The 23,716-nt window shown below is 75.6% G+C and carries 18 protein-coding genes and 1 pseudogene; 9 read left to right on the forward strand and 10 right to left on the reverse strand.

Annotated features, from left to right (window positions below):
• Positions 1 to 10 precede the first annotated feature (10 nt).
• The 3 genes from ACZ3KJ_RS23480 to ACZ3KJ_RS23490 form a co-directional block, all read right to left on the reverse strand.
• Positions 11 to 1,762: an alkaline phosphatase D family protein gene (locus ACZ3KJ_RS23480; protein WP_467529704.1), complete on the reverse strand. Its 1,752-nt coding sequence runs from the start codon at positions 1,760 to 1,762 to the stop codon at positions 11 to 13.
• Between the two features lie 151 nt (positions 1,763 to 1,913).
• Positions 1,914 to 2,843, reverse strand: coding sequence for an anti-sigma factor RsbA family regulatory protein (locus tag ACZ3KJ_RS23485; protein ID WP_467529706.1), 930 nt, complete (start codon positions 2,841 to 2,843; stop codon positions 1,914 to 1,916).
• Complete coding sequence (locus tag ACZ3KJ_RS23490) at positions 2,840 to 3,124, reverse strand: STAS domain-containing protein (protein ID WP_467529708.1); 285 nt, start codon at positions 3,122 to 3,124, stop codon at positions 2,840 to 2,842. Before ACZ3KJ_RS23490 ends, ACZ3KJ_RS23485 begins: the two co-directional genes overlap by 4 nt.
• A gap of 464 nt (positions 3,125 to 3,588) precedes the next feature.
• On the opposite strand from ACZ3KJ_RS23490, the gene rsgA reads away from it, so the two are divergent.
• The 3 genes from rsgA to ACZ3KJ_RS23505 all read left to right on the forward strand — a co-directional run bounded on the left by rsgA (position 3,589) and on the right by ACZ3KJ_RS23505 (position 6,690).
• Complete coding sequence (gene rsgA / locus ACZ3KJ_RS23495; RefSeq protein ID WP_467529710.1) at positions 3,589 to 4,707, forward strand: ribosome small subunit-dependent GTPase A; 1,119 nt, start codon at positions 3,589 to 3,591, stop codon at positions 4,705 to 4,707.
• 134 nt (positions 4,708 to 4,841) lie between these two features.
• A complete protein-coding gene (locus ACZ3KJ_RS23500; protein ID WP_467529712.1) occupies positions 4,842 to 6,227 on the forward strand; it encodes a bifunctional transcriptional activator/DNA repair enzyme AdaA in 1,386 nt (461 codons plus the stop codon).
• Complete coding sequence (locus ACZ3KJ_RS23505) at positions 6,214 to 6,690, forward strand: methylated-DNA--[protein]-cysteine S-methyltransferase (protein WP_467529713.1); 477 nt, start codon at positions 6,214 to 6,216, stop codon at positions 6,688 to 6,690. Before ACZ3KJ_RS23500 ends, ACZ3KJ_RS23505 begins: the two co-directional genes overlap by 14 nt.
• A gap of 76 nt (positions 6,691 to 6,766) precedes the next feature.
• On the opposite strand, the gene ACZ3KJ_RS23510 is transcribed toward ACZ3KJ_RS23505, so the two are convergent.
• On the reverse strand, positions 6,767 to 7,249 hold the full coding sequence (locus tag ACZ3KJ_RS23510; RefSeq protein WP_467529715.1) for a DUF456 domain-containing protein: 483 nt from the start codon (positions 7,247 to 7,249) through the stop codon (positions 6,767 to 6,769).
• 66 nt (positions 7,250 to 7,315) lie between these two features.
• Positions 7,316 to 8,307, reverse strand: a pseudogene (locus tag ACZ3KJ_RS23515) (helix-turn-helix transcriptional regulator).
• A 465-nt stretch (positions 8,308 to 8,772) separates the two neighbouring features.
• Here ACZ3KJ_RS23515 and ACZ3KJ_RS23520 point away from each other — a divergent pair.
• Together ACZ3KJ_RS23520 and ACZ3KJ_RS23525 are read left to right on the forward strand one after the other, a co-directional pair.
• Positions 8,773 to 10,854 (forward strand): protein phosphatase 2C domain-containing protein, encoded by a 2,082-nt coding sequence (locus ACZ3KJ_RS23520; RefSeq protein WP_467529717.1) that lies wholly within the window; start codon positions 8,773 to 8,775, stop codon positions 10,852 to 10,854.
• A 75-nt stretch (positions 10,855 to 10,929) separates the two neighbouring features.
• Entirely contained in the window at positions 10,930 to 12,672 is a 1,743-nt protein-coding gene (locus ACZ3KJ_RS23525; protein WP_467529719.1) for a pyruvate dehydrogenase, read from the forward strand.
• A 33-nt stretch (positions 12,673 to 12,705) separates the two neighbouring features.
• On the opposite strand, the gene ACZ3KJ_RS23530 is transcribed toward ACZ3KJ_RS23525, so the two are convergent.
• Complete coding sequence (locus ACZ3KJ_RS23530; RefSeq protein WP_467529720.1) at positions 12,706 to 13,074, reverse strand: hypothetical protein; 369 nt, start codon at positions 13,072 to 13,074, stop codon at positions 12,706 to 12,708.
• Between the two features lie 1,109 nt (positions 13,075 to 14,183).
• Here ACZ3KJ_RS23530 and ACZ3KJ_RS23535 point away from each other — a divergent pair.
• The gene (locus ACZ3KJ_RS23535) at positions 14,184 to 14,669 is read left to right on the forward strand and encodes an ATP-binding protein (RefSeq protein WP_467529722.1); all 486 of its coding nucleotides are present in this window, start codon (positions 14,184 to 14,186) and stop codon (positions 14,667 to 14,669) included.
• A gap of 74 nt (positions 14,670 to 14,743) precedes the next feature.
• Here the strand turns inward: ACZ3KJ_RS23535 and ACZ3KJ_RS23540 are convergent, their stop codons facing one another.
• Together ACZ3KJ_RS23540 and ACZ3KJ_RS23545 are read right to left on the reverse strand one after the other, a co-directional pair.
• Entirely contained in the window at positions 14,744 to 15,811 is a 1,068-nt protein-coding gene (locus ACZ3KJ_RS23540) for a DUF2637 domain-containing protein (protein ID WP_389515051.1), read from the reverse strand.
• 325 nt (positions 15,812 to 16,136) lie between these two features.
• Positions 16,137 to 16,994, reverse strand: coding sequence for a (2Fe-2S)-binding protein (locus tag ACZ3KJ_RS23545; RefSeq protein ID WP_467529723.1), 858 nt, complete (start codon positions 16,992 to 16,994; stop codon positions 16,137 to 16,139).
• Positions 16,995 to 17,154: 160 nt separating this feature from the next.
• Between ACZ3KJ_RS23545 and ACZ3KJ_RS23550 the strand changes: the two genes are divergently transcribed.
• Entirely contained in the window at positions 17,155 to 17,973 is an 819-nt protein-coding gene (locus ACZ3KJ_RS23550; RefSeq protein ID WP_467529725.1) for a GntR family transcriptional regulator, read from the forward strand.
• Between the two features lie 804 nt (positions 17,974 to 18,777).
• Here the strand turns inward: ACZ3KJ_RS23550 and ACZ3KJ_RS23555 are convergent.
• Together ACZ3KJ_RS23555 and ACZ3KJ_RS23560 are read right to left on the reverse strand one after the other, a co-directional pair.
• A complete protein-coding gene (locus ACZ3KJ_RS23555; RefSeq protein ID WP_467529727.1) occupies positions 18,778 to 19,536 on the reverse strand; it encodes a hypothetical protein in 759 nt (252 codons plus the stop codon).
• Positions 19,537 to 19,985: 449 nt separating this feature from the next.
• Positions 19,986 to 21,686, reverse strand: coding sequence for a PucR family transcriptional regulator (locus ACZ3KJ_RS23560; protein WP_467529729.1), 1,701 nt, complete (start codon positions 21,684 to 21,686; stop codon positions 19,986 to 19,988).
• Between the two features lie 531 nt (positions 21,687 to 22,217).
• Here ACZ3KJ_RS23560 and ACZ3KJ_RS23565 point away from each other — a divergent pair.
• Positions 22,218 to 23,108, forward strand: coding sequence for an FAD binding domain-containing protein (locus ACZ3KJ_RS23565; protein ID WP_467529731.1), 891 nt, complete (start codon positions 22,218 to 22,220; stop codon positions 23,106 to 23,108).
• The gene (locus ACZ3KJ_RS23570; protein WP_467529733.1) at positions 23,108 to 23,716 is read left to right on the forward strand and encodes a (2Fe-2S)-binding protein; all 609 of its coding nucleotides are present in this window, start codon (positions 23,108 to 23,110) and stop codon (positions 23,714 to 23,716) included. Before ACZ3KJ_RS23565 ends, ACZ3KJ_RS23570 begins: the two co-directional genes overlap by 1 nt.

Genomic DNA, 23,716 nt, shown 5'->3' on the forward strand with positions numbered 1-23,716 from the left:
CCCCCAGGCCCTACACCGGCACCAGCCCCGGGTTGCCCGCCTCCGTCACGAAGGACGCGGCCGTCGAGACGGGGGCGTCCGGGACGGTCACCGCGGCGACCGTCCGGAAGTCGGCCCGGGCCAGGGCGCGGTCCAGCCGGACCCGCACATAGCCGCGGCGGCCGTCGTAGAACCTCAGGTGGGGGTTGGCGGTCAGGTACGTCTGCCAGTTCGCGGGGCGTTCGGCGCCGTCCCTGCCGCTGGCGACCGACGTGGCGACGATCTCGGTGCCCAGGGTCCGCGACGCCGGGTCGTCGAAGTCGGCCTTGATGTCGAAGGCGTACCCCACGTGGACGTCGCCCGTGAGGACCATCAGGTTCTCCACCCCCGCCGACCGCGCCCCGGCCAGGATCCGGCCGCGGGAGGCGCGGTAGCCGTCCCAGGCGTCCATCGACATCAGCGGCTGCGCGGTGAGGTCCAGCTTGCGCTGGGAGAAGCAGACCTGCTGCGGCATCACGTTCCACAGCGCCTGCGACGCCCGCCACCCGTCGATCAGCCACCGCTCCTGGGCCGCCCCGGTCATCGTGCGCGCCGGGTCGTCCGACTCGGGTCCGGGGACGTGCTTGCCGTCGCCGTAGGCCTGGTCGGAGCGGTACTGCCGGGTGTCGAGGACGTCGAACTGGGCGAGGGTGCCCCAGTGCAGCCGGCGGTAGAGCCGCATGTCGGGCCCGACGGGCTGCTGTGCGGCGCGCAGCGGCTGGTGCTCCCAGTACGCGCGGTAGGCGGCGGCCCGGCGCAGCAGGAACTCGGCCGCCGGGCTGCCGTGTTCGTCGACGGCACCGGCGTAGTTGTTCTCGGTCTCGTGGTCGTCCCAGGCGACGACGAAGGGGTGGGCCGCGTGGACGGCCCGCAGATCGGGGTCGCTCTTGTAGAGGGCGTACCGCAGCCGGTACTCCTCCAGGGTGACGGTCTCCCGGTTGAACGCGTCGGGCAGCACCAGGTCGGTGTAGCCGCGGGCGCCACCGGCGGAGTTCACGGCGTACTCGTAGAGGTAGTCCCCCAGGTGGAAGACGACGTCCACGTCGTCCTGGGCCAGATGCCGGTGCGCCGTGTAGTACCCGTCGTGGTACGCCTGGCAGGAGACGGCGGCGAACGACAGGGACGCGACGGCGGAGGAGGGGTCGGGCGCCGTACGGGTGCGGCCGGTCTCGCTGATCCAGGCGCCCGTCCTGAACCGGTACCAGTAGGTACGGCCGGGCTCCAGTCCGTCGACGTCGACGTGGACGGTGTGGTTGTACTCGGGCAACGCCAGGGCCGTACCGCTGCGCACGACCGTGGCGAACCGCTCGTCCCGCGCCACCTCCCAGGCGACGGAGACGGACTGCCCGGCCAGCCCCCCGCCCGGCTCGTAGGGGTCCGGTGCCACCCGCGTCCACAGGACCACGGCGTCCGGCAGCGGGTCCCCGGAGGCGACGCCCAGGGTGAACGGTTCACCGGCGATCCGCGCCCCGTCGAGCTCACGGGCGGCCGCCGCGCCCGTCGCGGGCACCTGGCCGGCGAAGGCCAGGGCCGTGGCGGCGGCGCCGATCGTCAGGAAACGCCGGCGTCCGAAGTGCCCGGCGGCGGCGCGCGGTCCGTGCGGGCCGCGGCGGTCACCGGGGCCGTGACTCCGCCTCGGCTCGTGACCGTCACCGTACGGGGTGAGGGACCGCTCGGGGGTCAGGAGCGGCCGCTCGGTCAGGGACCGTGCGGGCAACGGGGTGTGACGGCCTGTCGGGCGCATCGGCCTGGGCTCCCGGGGGGCAGGGGTGCGTCTGCGGCCCACGGGCCGGAGCCTGCGGGCGGCAGGCATTCAGATGCTAAGCAGACGAACTTCATAATTCCGGCAGGCGTGGCGGCGGGCCTCCGGCCGAGTGCACCGGGACCGAACCGTGTCAGCGCGTGAGGTAGAAGCGGACGGTGGTGCCCTTCTCGGAGGTGTGCACGCGCACCAGGTCCGCCACGTAGTGGACCAGCATCAGGCCACGGCCGCCGATCTGTCCGTGCTCGGGCGGCCTGCGTCCGGCGAGCGGATCGGTCAGCCGTCCCTCGTCGCGGACCTCGCAGACCACCTGGCCGCCCTCGGCCCAGACCGCCAGCGTGCCGCGTCCGCCGCCGTGCACCACGCTGTTGGTGGTCAGCTCCGCCACCGCCAGCTCGACGTCCTGCAACCGCTGCCCGGCCAGGCCCAGCCGTGCGGCCCGGTCCACGGCGAAGTGACGGACCGCCGGCAGCTCCTCCGCCTCGAAGGCGCGGACGGCGGCGTCGGCGGCGGGCACCAGCGCCTCGTTGTAGCGGGCGACGACGGCCTGCCAGTCGTAGACGTCACTCGGCCGTTCGCGGCCGCCGGCGATGACGGTGGGGTGGGTGGCCCGGGCGTCGGCCAGGACCTCCGCGTCCAGCCGGGACTCGTCGTACGGACACAGGATCGTCACCGCGCGGCCTTCGAAGGCGGCGTTGATGAGCGCCTCGTGCTGCGCGCACGCCGGGTACTCCACCGGGCTGCGCCCCGCCCAGACCGGCTCGCCGATGATGCGCACCCGGCTCTGCCGATGGGCGTCGGCGAACGCCTTGAGGACGCCGGGGATGATGCGCCCCGGGTTGCGGCCGGCCTCGGTCATGTCCAGGAGGCGGACGTCCCGGGCGTCGGCCCCCAGCCCGGACCTGATCAGCTCCAGCCGGGGACCGGGCACCGCCACCGCCACGGGCTCGCCCGCGGCGAGGCCGTCCCGGACGAACGACACGGTCCGCTCGGCGTACTCCCGCGCGGTGCGGTAGAAGAGGGCCGGGTGGGCGAACACCCCGTCGCCTGCCACGGAGTTCATCGGGGCGCCACCTCGATCCCGCGCAGGGCCGGCCAGAACAGTGCCAGCACCCGTGGCACCTGGGGCGGCGGGTGCTCCACCACCATCCGTCCGCGCGGCAGGTTCATGGCCGTGACCGCGAGCGCCGACACCCCGGCCACGTCGACGAACCCGACGCGTGACAGCTCCACGTACGACACGTCCGTGTGCCGCCGGGCCAGTTCGGTGAGGGCCGCCTCCCAGGAGAGGCGGGTGGCGACACTGATCTCGCCGCTGACGCGTATCCCGGAACGACCGGGCAACGGGCTCACCTCCAGCACGGCCCCGCCCTGCCCCGGAGCACGTTCCCCCGTGTCGCGTGCGGCCTCCACACTCGGTCTCCTCAACGGTCCGCCGCCCGCCGTCCCGGCCGAGTCCGACGGAAGACGCCCCAATTCCATCCCGGCAGGCAGCCTACCGTGCCGCCCGGGGCCGCCGGGATCGACGTACGCCCGCGGCCGGGCACCGTCGTAACTCCTCCGGGGCGTAATCCGATCGCGCCGGGCGCCCGGGCCTCCTATGATGGGCCTCGCTTCACACGGGGGCGGGATGCCGCCGCCGACAGCCGTACGAGGAACGGGAGGTGTGACCGATGACCGTCGCCACCACGGGTGCTGTCCACAGCGACCAGACGCTTGTCCACTCCACCTCCGCGGTCTCCGGCTGACCACCTGTCACTTCCGCGCGCCGCGCGCGCCACCCGGGACCGCCCTGTGAAGGGTCCTCCTTGAACCTCCCCGACCTCTCCGGCCTTCCCTCCCTCTCGCCCTCCCCCCACCCGCTCGCTCCCTACGGCTGGGACGGGCACTGGGAGGCCGAGTTCACCGGCCACGCCGAGCGGGGCCTGCTGCCCGGCCGCGTCGTCCGGGTCGACCGCGGGCAGTGCGACGTCGTCACCGCCGACGGTGTCGTACGGGCGGACACCGCGTTCGTCACCCCGCACGACCCCCTGCGGGTCGTCTGCACCGGCGACTGGGTCGCCGTCGACGCCCACGGCACCCCGCGCTACGTACGGGCGTGTCTGCCGCGCCGCACCGCCTTCGTGCGCTCCACCTCCTCCAAGCGGTCCGAGGGACAGATCCTCGCGGCCAACGCCGACCGCGCCGTCATCGCCCTGTCCCTGGCCGTCGAACTCGACCTCGGGCGGGTCGAGCGGTTCCTCGCCCTGGCCTGGGAGTCCGGCGCCCGGCCGGTCGTCGTCCTCACCAAGGCCGACCTCGTGCCCGACCCGGCCGTACGGGCGTACCTCGTCGAGGACGTCGAGCGCAGCGCGCCCGGGGTGCCCGTCCACACCGTCAGCGCCCTCGCCGGCGAGGGCGTCCGGGAGCTGACGGACGCCCTCGGCGGGGGCACCTCCGTGCTGCTCGGGGCCTCCGGCGCGGGCAAGTCGACGCTCGCCAACGCGCTCGTCGGCGAGGACGTCATGGACGTCCAGGCCACCCGCGACCTGGACGGCAAGGGCCGGCACACCACCACCACCCGGAACCTGCTGACGCTGCCCGGCGGCGGGGTGCTCATCGACACGCCGGGACTGCGCGGCGTCGGGCTCTGGGACGCCGGGCACGGCGTCGGCCAGGTCTTCTCGGAGATCGACGCACTCGCCCGCGGCTGCCGCTTCCACGACTGCGCCCACGAGTACGAGCCGGACTGCGCGGTCGTGGCCGCCCTCGACGCGGGCGACCTGTCCCCGCGCCGTCTGGACAGCTACCGCAAGCTCGTCCGCGAGAACCAGTGGATCACCGCCAAGTCCGACGCCCGGGTCCGCGCCGACGCCCGGCAGGACTGGAAGCGCAAGCAGGCCGACGGCCGGGCGGCCGGACGGGCCAAACGCGGGCAGTGGCGGTGAACGGACGACGGCCGGCGGGGGCGGTGAGCGCACGGCGGCCGGTGGGGGTGGTGGGCGGTGAGCGGCCGCCGCCCACCACCCCGTCCGAATCCCGCTAGCGTCGCCCTCCGCACGGGCGAAGACTGGAACCCGTGATGGACGAGGAGACCAGGTACGAGGCGGTGCGCAGCCGGGACGCCCGTTTCGACGGCGCGTTCTTCTTCGCCGTCGCGACGACCGGGATCTACTGCCGGCCCAGCTGCCCCGCCGTCACCCCGAAACGGCGCAACGTGCGGTTCTTCCCGACGGCCGCCGCCGCGCAGGGCGCGGGGTTCCGGGCCTGCCGGAGGTGCCGCCCGGACGCCGCGCCCGGCTCGGCCGACTGGAACGCGCGCGCCGACGTGGTCGGGCGGGCCATGCGGCTGATCGGCGACGGCGTCGTCGACCGGGAGGGCGTCGCCGGGCTCGCCGCACGCCTCGGCTACAGCGCCCGCCAGGTGCAGCGCCAGCTCACCGCCGAGCTGGGGGCCGGGCCCGTCGCCCTCGCGCGGGCGCAGCGCGCGCACACCGCGCGGGTGCTGCTCCGGACCACCGACCTGCCGGTCACCGAGATCGCCTTCGCCTCGGGCTTCGCGAGCGTCCGGCAGTTCAACGACACCATCCGCGCCGTGTACGCGCTGACCCCGACCCGGCTGCGGGACGCCGCCCCCCGCCGGGGCCGTACGGCCGCCCCGGGCGGCGGGATCCCGCTACGGCTCGCCCACCGCGGCCCGTTCCACGCGGCCGCCGTCTTCGACCTGCTGCGACGCGAGGCCGTCACCGGCGTCGAGGAGGTCGACGGCCCTCCCGGCCACCGCACCTACCGCCGCACGCTCCGCCTGCCGTACGGCACCGGAATCGCCGCCGTCGAGGAACGGACGGGCTCCGCGCCCGCCTCCGCCGTCCACCCCGGTGGCTGGCTCCCCGCCCGGCTGCACCTCACCGACCCACGCGACCTCACCACCGCCGTCCAGCGGCTGCGGCGGCTGTTCGACCTCGACGCCGACCCCTACGCCGTCGACGAGCGGCTCGGCGCGGACCCGCGGCTCGCCCCGCTCGTCGCCGCCCGGCCCGGGCTGCGCGCCCCCGGCGCCGCCGACCCGGACGAGTACGCGGTGCGGGCGCTGGCGGGCCGGAGCGCCACCGCACACCTGGTGGCCGCCCACGGCAAGGCCCTGGACGCCCCCAGCGGAAGCCTCACCCACCTCTTTCCCGAACCGGCGGCGCTGGCGGGGGTCCCGGGCCCCGTGGGCACCCTCGCCACCGCCCTCGCCGACGGCACCGTGCGCCTCGACGCGGGCGCGGACCGGGACGACGCCCAGGCGGCGCTGCTCGCGCTGCCCGGCCTGGACGGGCGCACGGTCGCTGACGTCCGGGCCAGGGCCCTCGGCGACCCCGACGTCGCACCGCCCGGCGCCGACGTGCCCGACACCTGGCGTCCCTGGCGGACGTACGCCCTCCACCACCTGCACGCAGCGAAGGAAACCCATGTACTGGACTAGCGTCGACAGCCCGCTCGGCCCCCTGCTCCTGACCGCCGCCCCGGACGGCGCGCTGACCTCGCTGTCCGTGCCCGGCCAGAAGGGCGCACGGCCCGTCCCGGACGGCCGGCGGCACGACCGCGGACCCTTCCGCGCCGCCGAGGAACAGCTCGCCGCCTACTTCGCCGCCGAACTCAAGGAGTTCCACCTGGAGCTGCGGACCGAGGGCACCGCCTTCCGGGAGCGGGTGTGGGCCGCCCTCGACACCGTCCCCTACGGCGCCACCACCACCTACGGCGAGATCGCCGCCCGGATCGGCGCCTCCCGGCCCGCCGTACGGGCCGTCGGGGGCGCGATCGGCGCCAACCCCCTGCTCATCGTGCGCCCCTGCCACCGCGTCATCGGCGCCGACGGCTCCCTCACCGGCTACGCGGGCGGCCTGGAGCGCAAGATGCGGCTGCTCGGGCTGGAGGGGGCGTGGTGAGGAGGCCGAGGCCGTGGCCACGCCGCCGCCCACCCAGCCTCCGCGGCGTTCGGCTCCTCCACCGTGCACAGCTCCGTCACCCCCACAGCACCGCGCCCAGCCACGCCCCCATCACCAGCAGGCAGGTGAAGAGTTCCGCGAGGACGCTGGAGCCGCCGGCGCGCATCGCCGTGCGCAGGGACGCGCGGGCCGCGTCGGACCGGCCGAGGCGCAGGCGCTCGGCGAGGTAGCCGCCGGCCAGGAATCCCGGGATCGCGCCGAACACGGGCAGCAGGAAGAAGCCGAGGAACGCCCCCGCGCCCGCGTACAGCGCCATCCGCCGGGTGGTGCCGTCCACGCGCAGCCGGCGGGGCGGCAGGGCCCAGCGCACCACCTGGGACAGGAACAGGGCGACCGTCGCCCCCACCAGCACCGCCCAGGCCACGGGCTGCGGGTCCTTCAGCGCCCACCACAGGACCGCGGCCCACACCAGCCACGACCCCGGAACACCGGGCACCAGCACTCCGCACAGGCCGAGCAGGATGACCAGCCCGACCAGCAGGAGTTCCCACACGCCCATCTGCCCAGCCTGCCGGAGAGCGGGCGAAGGCGCAGGTCAAGGCGGGCGCCCGGGGGTTCGGGGGTTCTAGTGTTCCCGGGTCACCCATCCGCGTTCGTACGCGTGCCAGCCCAGCTGGAGGCGGGTCGTCACGCCCGTCAGCTCCATCAGCCGTTTCACCCGGCGCTGTACGGTCCTCAGACCCAGGTCGAGCTGTTTGGCGACGCTCGCGTCGGTCAGGCCGGCCAGCAGCAGGGACAGGACCTCAGGTCGGCGGCGTCCGGGCCGTCGGGGCAGGCGGGGTCCCGGTCGACGACGCCGTCCGCGCCGAGCCGCAGCGGCAGCGCCTCCCGCCACACCGACTCGAACAGCCCCGACAGCAGCTCCAGCAGCCCGCTGGCGTGCACCACCAGCGCGGCGGGCTCCGCCGAGCGGCCGGTGAGCGGCACCAGGGCGAGCGAGCGGTCCGCCACGACGAGCTTCGTCGGCACCCGGTCCACGACCCGCACCTCCTCGTCCCGGCCGAGCGCGGCCGTCAGCTCCGTCACGCCGTCCGGCTGGTCGAGGACCGCCCGTTCCAGCACCACGCGGTAGCGCACCCCGCGGGCCGCGGCCTGCTCCTCCGCGTCGTTCTCCACGCCGGTCACGGCCACGGGCGTCCCGGTGACCAGCGCGCACACCTCGTCGCTCGCGCCCAGCTGGATCTGCAGGAAGCGCTGCGCGACCGCCGCCGCGCCCGTCACCACCTCGACCAGATCGTGTACGGACGGCTCGGCCGCCGCCGCCCGGTACTCCTCCGCCAGCAGCGCCGCCGCCAGCTCCGCCTGCTCCAGCTCGTGCCGCCGCTGGGTGAGCAGCGCGGCCAGGGCCACACCGGGCGGCGCGGCGACCCAGCGGCCGGCCCGTCCCGAGGACTGCGCGACCAGCCCGTGCCGCTCCAGCCGGCGCAGCGCGCGTTCGGTGTCGTGCTCGCCCAGGGCCAGCCGGCGCGCGAGGTCCGGTACGTCGGCGGCGCCCACGGACACCAGCTCCCGGTACGCCGACTCGTGTGTCCCGTCGAGCCCGATCGCTCCCAGCATCCGCCGTCGCCCTCCCTGACCACTCCGTCGCCCATGGCGGGAAACCGCCACGGCGCCATCCCGCCGCCGCACATCATCGCCCTACCCGGGGGCGCTCTGCCATGGTGTGGCGGGGCGGCCGCCGTTGATCATCCGCGGCCGTGACCGCGACCGCGATCGTCCGTCACGGCGGACCCCCTCTCGATCCGGGGCGTACACGTGTGACCGTCGGCCGCATCGGCACGGCATCGGCGGGCACCCGGAACGTGACGCGGGCTCATGACGCGCAGGGGCGCCTAGGGGATCTGAGCCCGGGTCACCCGAGGCCGCCGGGCGGTCCTCCCGTGGGGGGTGGGACCGCCCGGCGGCCCCTCCACCCACTCGTCGCACTCCCGTTCGGCCGGTCGCCCGTCGGGCCCCGGCAGGCCGGTCGCATTTTCCCGATGCCCCGTTCCCCCAGGGGCCGTGCCGTGGACAATCGGGGACATGAGCCAGCAGGGGGGTAGGCCCACCGGTCACGAGGACGACTGGTGGGGGCAGTTGTACGACGACTCCGCCGAGGACCACGGGCCGGCGGCGGCCGGCGACTCGCTCGACGACCGCTTCGCGTCGGCGGCGGGTGCGGTGCGCCCCGAGAGCGCGGTGCGTCCCGAGGGGACGGTGCGCCCCGAGGGGACGGTGCGCCCCGAGGGGACGGCGCGCCTCGCGGGGGCGGCGCGCCCCGCAGGGACGGAGGCGGACGGAACCGAAGCACCCGAGGGATCTGAGGGGGCCCAGCGGTCGGAGGGACCTGGGTGGTCGGAGGGGGCCGAGGCGTCCGAGGGGGCGGAAGGGGCCGCGCAGCCCGAACGGGCCGACCGCGCACAGCAGGGCGATCGCGCCGGGCAGGCGGACTGGTGGGCGCGGGGGGAGGCGCCGCCGCCCGCCACCGCTCCGCCCCGGCCGGCCGCCCCTCCGAGGACGGCACCCGCCGTCCCGCCGCCGCGCAGCGGCACCGCCGCCGGGCCGGCCCCCGCTCCCGCCCAGCCCCCCGTCGCGTCCCCCACCGGCCCACCCCCACCACAGCGCCGGCACGCCCCCTGGGAGCCCCCGTCGGCAACCCCGCCCGGCCCCACCACCTTCCCGCCCGGTCCACTGCCCCCGGGCTTCGACCAGCGGGCGGCCCAGCGTCCCGCACCCTCCGCCTCCTCCGGCCGTACGCCCCCGGAGCCGTTGGCGGAGCCCGCCTCCGAGCCCCTGTCCGCCCCCGCCCCTCCCGCCCCCGAGCCCGTGTCCGCACCAGAGCCGGAGCCCAAGCCGATGCCGGAGACCGCGTCCACTCCCTCCCAGCCGGCACCCCCGGCACCCCCGAAATCCACCGCCCCCGGCACCCACCCCGCGCCCCCTCCCGCCCCCGCACACCCCTACGCGCCCCCCGTACCCCCGCACGCCCCCACCGCCTCCGCCACCGGCGCGGCGGCCCCCTTCCCGCCGGCCGTCGCCGCGCCGCGATCCGCCCCCCGGCACGCCGCGCGACCCGCCGTGCAGCCCTACGTCGGGTCCGGGCCGCCCACGTACGACGCCGAGCCGACCGCGCTGCCGCCCGCCGACCCGGACGCGCTCGACGACGTGGTGGCCGACACCGTGCTGGACGGTGCCCGGTACGGGGTCTGCACGCTGCGGGCCGCGTCCGTGCGGGGCGACTCGGCGCGCTACCGGGGCGAGCCGCGCCGCGACGCGCTGCTCACCGCGCGGTTCGGCACCGGCGAGCAGGCGCTGCTGCTGGTCGCGATGGCGACCGGTGCCCGGGCCACGCCGGGGGCGCACCGGGCGGCCGCCGAGGTGTGCCGGTGGATCGGGCGGGCCGTGGGCCGCAGTCACGTCCGGCTCGCGGAGGACATAAGGGCCGGCCGGCGCGGCGACCTGAAGTCGGGCCTGCACCGACTCACGGACCGCAGCCTCGGCCGGCTCCGCGCCGGCGCCGCCGAACAGGGCCTGGAACCGCAGGAGTACGCGGCCACCCTGCGGTGCCTGCTGCTGCCCGCCGACCCGGCGTGCCGTACGCGGGTCTTCTTCGGTGTCGGACCGGGCGGGCTGTTCCGGCTGCGGGACGGCGCGTGGCAGGACATCGAACCGCGGGCCGGTGAGGTCACCGGCGAGCCGGTCGTCGGGTTCGGCTCCCCGCCGGCCGAGACCCCCGAGGGCGACCGCCTCACCATGGACCTGGGCATCCCGACCGCCCCGAACCCGTACGAGCCGTCCTCCGGCCCCTCCTCCGGCCCGGTCTCCGGTCCATCCTCCGGGCCGTCCTCCGGGCCGGTCTCCGGGCCGGTCTCCGGGCCGGTCTCCGGGCCGGCCCGTGAACCCTTCCGCTTCCGGGCCTCCGTAGCCCGCCCGGGTGACACGCTCCTGCTGTGCACCGGCGGCCTGGCCGACCCGCTGCGCGGTGAGCCCGCGCTCCTCGGCCACCTGGCGGAACGGTGGTCCGAGGCCGTCCCGCCCGGACTGGCCGCGTTCCTCGCCGACACCCAGGCGCGGGTCAAGGGGTACGCCGACGACCGTACGGCCGCCGCCGTCTGGGAGGCATGACGGCCGCCCCTGTGGATTCATGGAACCCGGAGGGTCCGAAGGGATCGACGGGTACCGAAGGGGCACCAGAGCACCATGGCCAAACAGAACGTCGCCGAGCAGTTCGTCGACATCCTCGTCCGCGCCGGGGTCACCCGCCTGTACGGCGTCGTGGGGGACAGCCTGAACCCGGTCGTGGACGCCGTCCGCCGCCACGCCGGCATCGACTGGGTCCACGTCCGCCACGAGGAGACCGCCGCCTTCGCCGCGGGCGCCGAGGCCCAGATCACCGGGAAGCTCACCGCCTGCGCGGGCTCCTGCGGGCCGGGCAACCTGCACCTCGTCAACGGCCTGTACGACGCGCACCGCTCCATGGCGCCCGTCCTCGCCCTCGCCTCCCACATCCCGTCCAGCCAGATCGGCCTCGGCTACTTCCAGGAGACGCACCCCGACCGCCTCTTCCAGGAGTGCAGCCACTACAGCGAACTCGTCTCCAGCCCGCAGCAGATGCCGAGACTGCTGCACACCGCCATCCAGAACGCGGTCGGCCGCAGCGGCGTCAGCGTGGTCTCGCTCCCCGGCGACATCGCCGCCGAGCCCGCTCCCGAGCAGACCGCCGCGACCGCCCTGGTCACCAGCCGCCCCACCGTCCGCCCCGGCGACGAGGAGATCGACCGGCTGGTCGGGATGATCGACGCGGCCGACAAGGTCACCCTGTTCTGCGGCAGCGGCACCGCGGGCGCGCACGCCGAGGTGATGCGGTTCGCCGAGAAGATCAAGTCCCCGGTGGGGCACGCCCTGCGCGGCAAGGAGTGGATCCAGTACGACAACCCGTACGACGTCGGCATGAGCGGCCTCCTCGGCTACGGCGCCGCCTACGAGGCCACCCACGGGTGCGACCTGCTGATCCTGCTCGGCACCGACTTCCCGTACAGCGCCTTCCTGCCCGACGACGTCCGGATCGCCCAGGTCGACGTACGGCCCGAGCACCTCGGCCGGCGCTCCCGGCTGGACCTGGCCGTCTGGGGCGACGTGCGCGAGACCCTGCGCTGTCTTCTCCCGCGCGTGCGGGAGAAGAAGGACCGGCGCTTCCTCGACAAGATGCTGAAGAAACACGCCGACGCGCTGGAGGGCGTCGTCAAGGCCTACACCCGGAAGGTGGACAAACACGTTCCGATCCACCCCGAGTACGTCGCCTCCGTCCTCGACGAACTCGCCGACGACGACGCGGTCTTCACGGTCGACACCGGCATGTGCAACGTCTGGGCGGCCCGCTACCTCTCGCCCAACGGGCGCCGCCGCATCATCGGCTCCTTCTCCCACGGCTCGATGGCGAACGCGCTGCCCATGGCGATCGGAGCCCAGTTCACCGACCGGAAGCGGCAGGTCGTGTCGGTGTCCGGCGACGGTGGTTTCTCCATGCTCATGGGGGACTTCCTCACCCTCGTCCAGTACGACCTGCCGGTGAAGGTCGTCCTCTTCAACAACTCCTCGCTCAGCATGGTCGAACTGGAGATGCTGGTCGCCGGGCTGCCCTCGCACGGCACCGCCAACAAGAACCCCGACTTCGCCGCCGTCGCCCGGGCCTGCGGCGCCCACGGGGTGCGCGTCGAGAAGCCCAAGGACCTCGCCGGCGCGCTGAAGGACGCCTTCAGGCACAAGGGCCCGGCCCTGGTCGACGTCGTCACCGATCCCAACGCGCTGTCCATCCCGCCCAGGATCAGCGCCGAGATGGTGACCGGGTTCGCGCTGTCCGCGTCGAAGATCGTGCTGGACGGCGGAGTCGGCCGGATGCTCCAGATGGCCCGCTCCAACCTCCGCAACGTCCCGCGCCCGTGAGGGCCGACGCACGGCCTCGGCCGACCGGCGCCCCTACCCGTAGGGGACCCAGCGGCGGGCGGAGATGTCGTACGCGTGGCGCGGCAGGCCCTCGAGGGAGCGGGTGCGGAACGGACGGCCGCGGTCGTCGGCGCGGACCGTGCCGGCGCGGCCCCGGGAGGACCAGTCCGGCTCCAGGTACCAGGAGCAGTCGCAGCCCCGCGTCGACGCGGTCACCAGCAGCGCCTCGGGGTCCTCGGCGGACACCCGGTACGGCAGCCGGACCGCCGGGAGCGGTGTGCCGGAGTCGTCGCCGGGGACCGCGCGGGCGACCGGCCGGTCCTGGTCCAGGTCGACGGCGAAGTGACGGGGACTGACCGCGCCGCCGCAGCCCTGGTCCATGGCGTAGGCGTGGCCCGGCACGGGCTGCGGGTCCGCGGCCGACGCCGCGGACCCGCAGCGCGGTCAAAACCACGGCCGTGGAGCTGCGCCCCTGGACCGAGATCTCCACGGTGGTGTCCCGCCCGTGCACGGCCCCCTGCGCCGCGGCCCACGCCGCGGCGTCCTGCGGCGCCGGGAGCGGCCGGACCCGCGCGGGCGGCTCGGCGAGGACGTAGTCGTGACCGCAGCCGAACGCGACGGGTGCGCCCGGTCGGGCACCACCGGATTCCGGCCAACTTCGCGAGCCGTGCCGGGGCGGCGGCGCGGAGGGGGTGTCGGCGGGCCCGGCGCGCGGGTGGGGCCCGTCGGTGCCCGCCGGAACCGGCCGCCGGCGCCCGCGGAGTCCCTGGCCGAGGTCTCGCGCCCCACCTCTTCCCGGACTACGGCCGGAGCGGCAGACACGCATCGGCCGGGCGGCGCACCCCGGGCGGTCGGCACATCCCCGGGCACCTAGGCGCGACGACGCGCGGGCCGGCCGCGGCCGGCGGCCCTCCCGCACCGGCGGCTCCGGTGCACGCCCCGCACGGGCACGCCCGGGCCGTCGCACGGCGGTTGCGTCGCGCGGGCCGGGGCCGCCGCCGGGGCGCGGCGGCGAGACGGCGGGCGGACGGCGGGGGCCGCGGGGAGACGGCGGCGAGACGGCGGTCCGCGGCCGGGCGGTCCTCCCGCCCGCCGTACGACCGCCCGTCCGTCCGCGGCCACCGCGTCGACCAGGCTCTTCGTGCGACGAGCCGTGGACGAGGAGCGCGTGGGCCGCCCTCGGACGCCGGCCGGGGCCCAGGGGCCGGTGGCCCCGCGGCCCGCCTCCTCCGCCCGCCCCACCGGGGGGACGGCACCGGCGGCACCCGGGCCCGGCGGCGCACGCGGCGAACGCCGCGCACACGGCGCGCGCACCGCCGTGTCCCGCGCCCGCGGTCCCGGCCGGGACCCGCAGGAGGGTCCGGGCGAGGGGCCGGGCGAGGGCCCGTGGCCGTGGCCGAACACCTGGTCGTCGACGATCCGGCATGACTGCCCCCGGACCCACGGGGCAAGCATCCCCATGAACGTGTTCGAGCAGGGGGGAACCGACAATCGGCACGCGGGCGGGGGTCATGAAGAGGCAGGCACGAGGCAGCGGTGCGACCGTGATCGCGAACACCTCGGCGCAGCAGACGGCGGAGGACGGGGCCGACGGAGCCGAGGGGCACGCGCGGGCGCCCCAGTTGCGCCGCAGACTCGGGCGGGCGGACCTGAGAGCCGTCCCCGAGACACGGCGGGCGCTGCGCGAGATGCTGCGGCACTGGGGCCGGACAGGACGCACGGACATAGCGGAACTGCTCACCAGCGAGCTCGTCACCAACGCGCTCGTGCACACCGATCACGACGCGGTCCTCACGGCGACCGTGGGACCGGCCGGCCTGCGGGTCGAGGTACGGGACTTCGTCTCCCGCCCTCCGCAGCCGCGCCCGGCGGCCACCGACGGCGCCACGCACGGCCGGGGCCTGCTCCTGGTGCAGTCCCTCGCGGACGCCTGGGGTGTCCGGGCCCACGGGGTCGGCAAGGCGGTGTGGTTCGAGCTGGAGGCGGGAGCGGCCTGAGACAACGGGAACGGGGCAACGGGAAGGGGGCGCGGCCCGCATGGCCGCGCCCCCTTCCCGTTACCGCTCACCGGTCAGCCGAATTGCTGCTCCAGGTCCTTGAGCTTGCGCTCCAGGGAGTCCAGTCGCGGCAGGGCCATGGTGTCGTCCTCCGCCGTGAGGTCGACGGTGAGTGCGTCGGAACCGTGGCGGACGGGCTGGAGGGAGGGGCGCGGCCGGACCGGCAGCTGCTCGGCCGAGTTGGCTATGGCAGGCTCCGCGGGAACGCGCTCGGAGGTGGCCCGCTCCAGGGTGGCCTGGGCCTCCAGCTGGCGGGTGCCGCCGCCACCGCCGCCACCGCGGCCGGGCCAGCGGCCGTGGCCGCGGCTGATCGCCTTCAGCTGGGCCCGCTCGACACGCTGCTGCTCGCGACGGCGCAGCTTGGTCTCCTCCTTGCGGGCCTTGTCGTCGCGGACCTCCTCGACGGCCTCGTCCAGGCTGCGCACGCCCTCCAGGAGCATCAGCGACCACGCCTTGTACGTCTCACGGGGGGCCCGCAGCCAGCGCACCACGCGGATCTGCGGCAGCGGACGGGGCACCAGGCCCTGCTCGCGCAGCGCGGCGCGGCGGGTCTGCTTCAGCGCGCGGTCGAAGAGCACCGCGGCGGACAGGGACATGCCCGCGAAGAACTGCGGAGCGCCGTCGTGACCGAGGCCGCGGGGTGCGTGGACCCAGTTGAACCAGGCGGCGGCACCCGCGAACGTCCACACCAGTATCCGGGAGCCGAGCGCCGCGTCACCATGGCTGGCCTCGCGGACCGCGAGGACGGAGCAGAACATGGCCGCGCCGTCGAGGCCGAAGGGGACCAGGTATTCCCAGCCGCCGGAAAGGCTCAGGTTCTCGCGGCCGAAGCCGACGAGTCCTCGGTAGGAGAGCGCGGCAGCCACGGCGGCGCAGCAGAACAGCAGGACGTAGGAAGCGATTCCGTAGATGGCTTCCTTGCGCCTGCGCCGCTCCTCGCTGCGCTCCCACGAGTCGTCCGCGCTGGTGTCCTTCCCCGAGGAGTTCTTGCCGCGCCGGAGCACCGCCACCGCCGCCAGCATGCCCAGGAGCAGTACGGCGCCCGGAAGCAGCCAGTTCAGCGATATGTCGGTCAATCTCATCTGGGGTCCCTTGCATTGGGATAGGGCGTAACGCCCGCCATAGTGGACCAATCCCGCCGGCCCTCAGGGGGTTTCGGGGCAAGAGGCCGCCAAGGAGGTGCAAGGGGATGCCCAGGGCGACGTTCTGCTCGAACTGCCGCGTGAGGGGCGGGAGTTGAGTTCTAATAAGACTACCCGCACGGGTGGTTCCGCGGAAAGTTCCTGCGCCGGGTGAGGGGATTGTGAAGTGCCTGTGACCGAGCGGGAGTCTCGTTCGGGTGATCTTACGTGACCCTGATGAGGGAGTCGCCCCCGGGGCGTCCCGGGACGGTTTCCTGAGGGGTGTTCAACTCGCGGCGACGGCGGTGAGCTTGGAGACGCGGTCCGCGTCGCAGGTGCGCGGGCAGGTGGCGCAGGTGTCCGCGGGGCGCACCGTGTAGAACATGCAGCAGCTCGCCCGGTCGCGGGTGGGCAGCGCCTGCCCGTCCGGTCCGGTCAGCTCACGGAAGGCCGCCGATCCGACGTACGGCCGGGTCGCCCCCGGCAGCAGCAGTTCGAGCTCGTGCCGTGCCCGCTCCTGCTCGCCCTCGCCGAGCAGATGGGCTATGTACCAGAGCCCCTCCACGACCTCGTCCGTGATCATGCCCCACAGGGCGCGGCCGCGCCGCCGCGCCCGCGGAGCGAAGCCGGCCAGGACCGGCTCGTGGTGTTCGGCGACCGCCGCCCGCACCTCGGCCCGCAGTGCCTCCTCGTCCGGGACCACCCGGGCGCCGGGCAGCGCCGCGGCGGGGTCGCCCGGCAGGCAGGCGAACGAGGCGGGCGCGCGGACGGCCATCCGCATGCCCTCACCCGTGCGGTCGTACGACACGTGGGTCACGGGGAAGCGGGGCACGCGGCGGTGCAGGAACCACGGGACGGTGACGAGCAGGCAGGCGGGCCAGGCGTACCGGTGCAGCCCGAAGCTCGCGACGACGTCCGGGCGGGCCTTCTGTCCGTAGTCGCGCAGCACCTGGGCGTCGTCCCAGGCCAGGAAGGACTCCAGGGCCGGTCCGCCCTCGGCGAGTTCGGAGGCCGCGACCCAGCCGCCGCCCCGGGGCGCCGGGTCCCCGTCCTCCAGCTCCAGGACGGTGAAGCCCGGGAAGACCTCGGAGAGGCGCCGGTAGGCGTCCGTCACGGCCGAGGGGGCCGAAGGGCGTACGGGCATGCCGGGACCACCGATCCAGGAGTGTCGAAGAGGTAAGCCTTACCTTACTCATTGTGGTGTGGATTTGAACTGGCGGCCAGGGGGCCTAAGGTGCTTGACGGGCGAGTAACAACCCGCCGTAATGACCCCAAGTACCGAAACGTCCCTCAGGAGGACCCCCGTGGAGCCGAGCGCGCAGGGCTTTGCCGGGACGGGGATCCCCGAAGGGGGCGGCGGATCCGCCGGCGTGCCGGGCGTCCCGCGCGCGGCGGAACGTGGACGAGGCGTGGCCGGCCCCGTCGGGAACGCGTCCGCACCCGGCGCGGTGCGCGGTGAGCACACGCACGGCGAGGTGCCCCTCCCGCGGCCGCGTCCCGTCGTCCAGCGCGCCTCCGTGCGCGGCCAGATCCTCGACGCCCTGCGCACCGCGCTGGTCACCGGCGACCTCACCCCGGGCGAGGTGTACTCGGCACCGGTCCTCGGCGAACGCTTCGGGGTGTCCGCGACCCCGGTCCGCGAGGCCATGCAGCAACTCGCCCTGGAGGGCGCCGTCGAGGTGGTGCCCAACCGGGGCTTCCGGGTGGTCGTGCGCGGCGCCCGCGAACTGGCCGAACTGGCCGAGGTGCGCGCGCTGATCGAGGTGCCCGTGATGCTGCGGCTCGCCCGCACGGTCCCCGCGGCCCGCTGGGCGGACCTGCGCCCGCTCGCCGAGGACACCGTCCGCGCCGCGGCCTCCGGCTGCCGCGCCGCCTACGCCGAGGCGGACCGGGCCTTCCACCGCGCCGTCCTGGCCCTGTCCGGCAACGAACAGCTCGTCGGCGTCGCCGAGGACCTGCACCGCCGCTCGCAGTGGCCGCTGGTCGGCGGCCCGGTCTCCCGGGACCCCGCGGACCTCGTCGCCGACGCGGCGGAACACACGGCCCTGCTGGAGGCGCTGACGGCGGGCGACCCGGACGTGGCGCAGGCCCTGGTGCGGGAGCACTTCACGGGGGCGAGCTGAACGCGCCGCCGGGGGCGCACCCGGGACCCGGGACGCGGTGAGTGCGGCCGTGCCCGCGTTCGGTGAGCCCTGGGCTGTCGGCGCGGTGAGCACCGCCGTGCACGCCTGCGGCTGTCCGCCTGCGCCGTGCACGCCTGCGGCTGTCCGCCTGCGCCGTGCACGCCTGCGGCTGTCCGCCTGCGGCGCGCTGCCGCCAGGTGGCCGCTGCCGGGCGCCGTTCGCACGGGGCCGTCGTGGTGCTCCCGCGGCGTGTGGGCGGGAGCGGCGGGCAGGGCGCCGTCTGGCAGGGCCAGGGCGGCCGCCACACTCGCGGCGCCGGGTCGGGGTCGGTCGGCGGCCCCGTGCACGCCTTCGGCGTCTCGCGACGGGCGAGGGTCGTAGGTGGCCCTGCCGGGCGCCGTTCGCGCGGGGGGCGCCGGGTGATGTCCCGTCGTGGTGCCCCGCCGCGGGTCGGCGGGACCGAGGCAGGGCGCCGCCCGGCACGGCCCGGTGGCGTGCCGCACTCGCGGCGGCGTGCCGCGGCCGGGGTCGGCCGACGGCGTGGCCCCCCAGGCGACCGCGGGCGGCCCGGCGCACGCGTCGAAGGCCGCCCGGATGAGAGAGACGGCGGCGCGGGCGCGTGTGCCGTGGCAGCCCGGGGGCGTGCGACGGGTTTGCCGGAGGCGTGGCCCGGGGGCCGTGCGGGGGGCTGCCCGGGCGTGGCCCCGGGGGGCGTGGGCCGGGGCTGCCCGGGGTCGCCCTGGCGCGCCTGCCGGGGCTGCCCGGGGTGTGGGCCGGGGGTGCCCTGGCGCGTCTGCCGGGCCGCTACGCCGTCGCCGCCGGCGGGAACAACTCCCGTGCCAGCCAGGTGGGGACGCCGCCGAGCAGACGGAACAGCCGGCGGGCCTCCTCCCGCAGCCGGGACGCCTCCGGTTCGGTCTCCGCGTCCGCCAGGGAGGCCAGGGCCGGTGCCGTGCCCACCAGGAAGCCCAGTTCCTCCCGGATCCGCAGGGACTCGGCGAAACCGTGCCGTGCCTCGGACAGGTCGCCGTCGCGCAGCGCGAGGCCCGCGAGGTGGCGCCAGGTGAAGGAGAGCAGCAGCGCGTCGGAGTGGGCCGCGGCGGCCGTGTGGGCGCGCCGGTAGGCGGTGCGGGCGGCCTGCGGGGAGCGGGCGATGTTCTCGGCGAGCAGGCCGCGCCGGAAGTCGAGCAGCGCCCGGCCCGGAGCCTCCGGAGGGATCAGCGCCGCCGCCCGCCCGAGCGCGGCCCGCGCCTCGTCGACGCGGTCGCGCACCCCGTGCACGGTCGCCGCGTACGCCAGGTGCCCGCGTTCGCAGGCGGCGGCGCCCCGCTCCTCGTCTGAGTGCGCCAGCGCCTCGGCCGACCGCAGGGCGTCCTCCGCGTCCTGCCAGCCCTGCTCGGTGTACAGGCACCGCTCCACGAGCAGTGCGGCCCGCTGGATGGCGCCCGCCGCGGTGCCCGGCGGGAGCAGGGCCGCGGCGTCGGCCCAGCAGCCCCGCGAGCGCAACCGCCATACCGCGGTCCGGAGGGGATCGTCACCAGCGGTCGTTCCGTTACCAGACATGGCGGTATACGCCACGTTGCCCTCCCCAAGGTCCGGTCCTTCGGCTCAGCCCGGGGTCACGGGACGGGGCGCGCGCTCCCCGGGAGGGGGGCGTCCTCGGCGGTGTCGCCGGCCGCCGGTGCACCGCACCGGCGCCCGCCCGCGCCCCGAGGCCGCACGCACCAAGCCCCGCTCACCGGCGTCACCAGGCACCGTCCCTCCTCGTCGGCCTGATCCGGAGGGCAGGCCCAAGCGCGCCGTCGAGCTGTGAGTGGTGGCCGCATCTCAGCACGACTGCCCCGGCCGGGCCAAGGGGGCGGGTGAAGGATTTCACAAAGTCGTGGGACTCCCGGGGCCCACAGGTTTCGGCCCCACGGCCGCTGATCCGTGAGCCGAGCCGTGAGCCGATCCTTCAGCCGATCCGTCAGCCGACCGTCAGCCGATCCTTCAGCCGAGCTGTCAACCGACCGTCAGCTCATCCGCAGCGCCAGGAAGAAGTCCAGTTTGTCCTCCAGCCGCGACAGGTCACGGCTCGTCAACTGCTCGATCCGGCCGACCCGGTAGCGCAGCGTGTTGACGTGCAGGTGGAGCCGGGAGGCGCACCGCGTCCAGGAGCCGTCGCAGTCGAGGAAGGCCTCCAGCGTCGGGATCAGCTCCGCGCGGTGGCGGCGGTCGTAGTCGCGCAGCGGGTCCAGCAGACGGGCGGTGAAGGCCCGGCGGACGTCGTCGGGCACGAACGGCAGCAGCAGCACGTGGGAGGCGAGCTCCTGGTGGCCCGCCGCGCACACCCGGCCGGGGCGTGCCGCCGCCACCCGGCGGGCGTGCCGCGCCTCCTCCAGGGCGCCGCGCAGCCCCTCCGCCGAGTGCACCGCCGCGCTGACGCCCACGGTGACCCGGCCGTCGTCGTCCAGGCCCGCCGACAGCGGTTCCCGGACGGCGGCGAGGAGGGCGTCGGCGAGAACGCCCGGCTCCGGGCCGTCGTGCTCGGTGGAGACCGCCGGGAGCGGGACGAGGGCGACGGCCTCGTCCCCGATCTGGGCGACGGCGATGCGGTCGGAGGGCTCGGGGCCGGTGGCACGCGGGTCCACCAGGATCTCCTCCAGCAGCGCCTGGGCGACCGGACCGCCCTGCGTCTCCCCGCCGTCCCACTCGGCGCGCGCCACCACCACCTGCCAGTGCGGGGCGGCCCCGAGGCCCGGCAGCAGCACCGGCGCCGCCACCCGCAGCCGCGCCGCGATCTCGGCGGGGGCCGCGCCGGTCTGGACCAGCTCCAGCACCTCCTGCGCGAGCCGCCTGCGCACGGTGCGCGCCGCGTCGCGCCGGTCCCGCTCGACGGCGATGAGCTGGGTGACGCCCTGGAGCAGGTCGAGGCGCTCCTCCGCCCAGTCCCCGGCGTCCGCCTCGACGGCCAGCAGCCACTCCGACAGCACCGTCTCGCGCACGTCCCGCTCGTCCCGCGGCGCGCGCGGGGAACGCCCGCCGGAGCCGCCGGAGCCGCCGGAGCGGACGGGGAAGAGGGAGTACGTCCTCTGGCCCACGACCACCCGGTGCGGGCCGCGGCGGCCGGTGCGCGCGGCCGCCAGGTGCTCCGCCGCGAGCTGCGCGCACACCTCCGGCGCCGGTCCGGGGCCCGACACCTTGGGGCCGGCGATGAGCCGCCCGGTGGGGGAGAGGACCCAGGCGCGCAGGTCCAGGTCGGAGCCGAGCAGGTCCAGGACCACGTCGGGGCCGCCGCCCGCCGGGCCCGAGGTCATCATCCGCCGGTGCCGGTCGACGACGGCCGCGAGGTCCCCGGCGCGCTCGCCGGACACCTGCCGCACGACGTGCTCGGTGATCGTCGCGAACGCCACCGACTCGTGCACCGCGAACAGCGGCAGCCGGTGCCGGGCGCAGGCGGTGACCAGGTCGTCCGGCACCGCGCCGAGCTCGGCCTCGCCGGCGGCGAGCGCCGTCACGCCGGCCTGCACCAGGATGTGCACGAAAGGATCCGAGTCCGCCGCGTCCCGCCGCCACGCCAGGCCCGTCAGCACCAGCTCACCCCCGGAGAGGTAGCGGCTCGGGTCCCGCAGGTCGGTGGTCATCACACCCCGTACCGTGCGGTCCAGCTCGTCCTCGCCGCCGAGCAGCCGCAGGCCCAGCGCATCGGTGTCCAGCAGTGCGCGCAGCCGCATTCTCGTCGCCGCCGTTCCTTGTCTCGAAATCCACGAAGTCCCCGAAGCCACAGAGCCCACGAAGACCACAGAGCCCACGAAGACCACAGAGTCTCCGAAGGCCAGAGCCCACGAGGACCACAGAGTCCACGAAGGACCCCTGAGTCCACGAAGGCCCCCTGAGTCCCAGTCCCCGAAGGACCTCAGAGCCCACGCAAACCACGATGAGGCGTGAGGGGCGGGCCGGGGGCCGCCGGGTCGAGGAGGTCCGCCGACGGTTCCGGGCCCTCATCAGCCGCATTCTGTGCCTGCCGGGCTGTTTCCCACGTTTCCACAGGAAAACCGGGAGGTTACTGATGGCCTCCGTTCATACGAATCTACAAGATGCCCGCCCCGACCAGCGAACTCCTTCATGGTTTCGGTGACTGACCCCGTCGGAGTACGCGGCGGTGTACTGGCTCCACAGCGCGTGAACAGGTCATGCAAGAGCCGGGTCCGCCGCACCCGACTCCGGCTCGATCCGAACCCCCGAGACCAGGAAGAGAGCCGGTCATGGACTTCCTTCGCCCCGCCAGCTGGGAGGAGGCGCTCGCCGCGAAGGCCGAGCACCCCACCGCTGTGCCGATCGCGGGCGGCACCGATGTGATGGTCGAGATCAACTTCGATCACCGGCGGCCCGAGTACCTCCTCGACCTGGGCCGCGTCGCCGACCTCCAGGAGTGGGAGGTCGGCGAGGACAGTGTGCGGCTCGGCGCCTCCGTCCCCTACACCAGGATCATGGAGAACCTGCGGGCGGAGCTGCCCGGCCTGGCCCTCGCCTCCCACACCGTGGCCTCCCCGCAGATCCGCAACCGCGGCGGCGTCGGCGGCAACCTCGGCACCGCCTCCCCGGCCGGCGACGCCCACCCCGCGCTGCTCGCGGCCGGCGCCGAGGTCGAGGCCGAGTCGGTGCGCGGCAGCCGCCGCATCCCGATCGACGCCTTCTACACCGGCGTGAAGCGCAACGCGCTGGCGCCCGACGAGCTGATCCGCGCCGTCCACATCCAGAAGGCCGACGGACCCCAGCAGTTCTCCAAGGTCGGCACCCGCAACGCCATGGTCATCGCGGTCTGCGCCTTCGGCCTGGCCCTGCACCCGAGGACCCGCACGGTCCGCACCGGCATCGGCTCCGCCGCCCCCACCCCGGTCCGGGCGACGACGGCCGAGGAGTTCCTGAACGCCGCGCTCGACGAGGGCGGCTTCTGGGACAACGGAAGGACCATCACCCCGTCGGTCGCCCGGCGGTTCGCGGACCTGTGCGCCGCCGCCTGCAACCCGATCGACGACGTCCGGGGCACGGCGCGCTACCGCCGGCACGCGGTCGGCGTCATGGCCCGCCGCACCCTGACCTGGACCTGGGAGTCGTACCGCGGCACCCGCCGCGCCGTCGAGGGAGCCGCGTGATGCGCGTCCACTTCACCGTCAACGGACGACCGCAGGAGGCGGACGACGTGTGGGAGGGCGAGAGCCTCCTGTACGTGCTGCGGGAGCGCCTGGGCCTGCCCGGCTCCAAGAACGCCTGCGAGCAGGGCGAGTGCGGCTCGTGCACGGTCCGCCTCGACGGCGTGCCGGTGTGCGCGTGCCTGGTCGCCGCCGGGCAGGCGGAGGGCCGTGAGGTCGTCACGGTGGAGGGCCTGGCGGAGTACGCCGCACAGCGCTCCCGCACCACCGGCGCCCGCGGCGGCGGCACCTCCCTCGACGAGGCCGGGCGCCGGGACGCCGAGGGGAACACGGGCCCGCGGACCGCCGAGGGGGACACCGGCGCGCGGACCGCCGAGGGCACGGAACTCTCCCCCGTCCAGCAGGCCTTCATCGACGCCGGCGCCGTCCAGTGCGGTTTCTGCACGCCCGGTCTGCTGGTCGCCGCCGACGAGCTGCTGGAGCGCACCCCCGACCCGTCCGACGCGGACATCCGCGAGGCGCTCTCCGGCAACCTGTGCCGCTGCACCGGCTACGAGAAGATCATGGACGCGGTCCGCCTGGCGGCCGCCCGGCAGGGAGAGGCGGTCTGA

Source organism: Streptomyces sp. NPDC003248, from assembly GCF_055563235.1.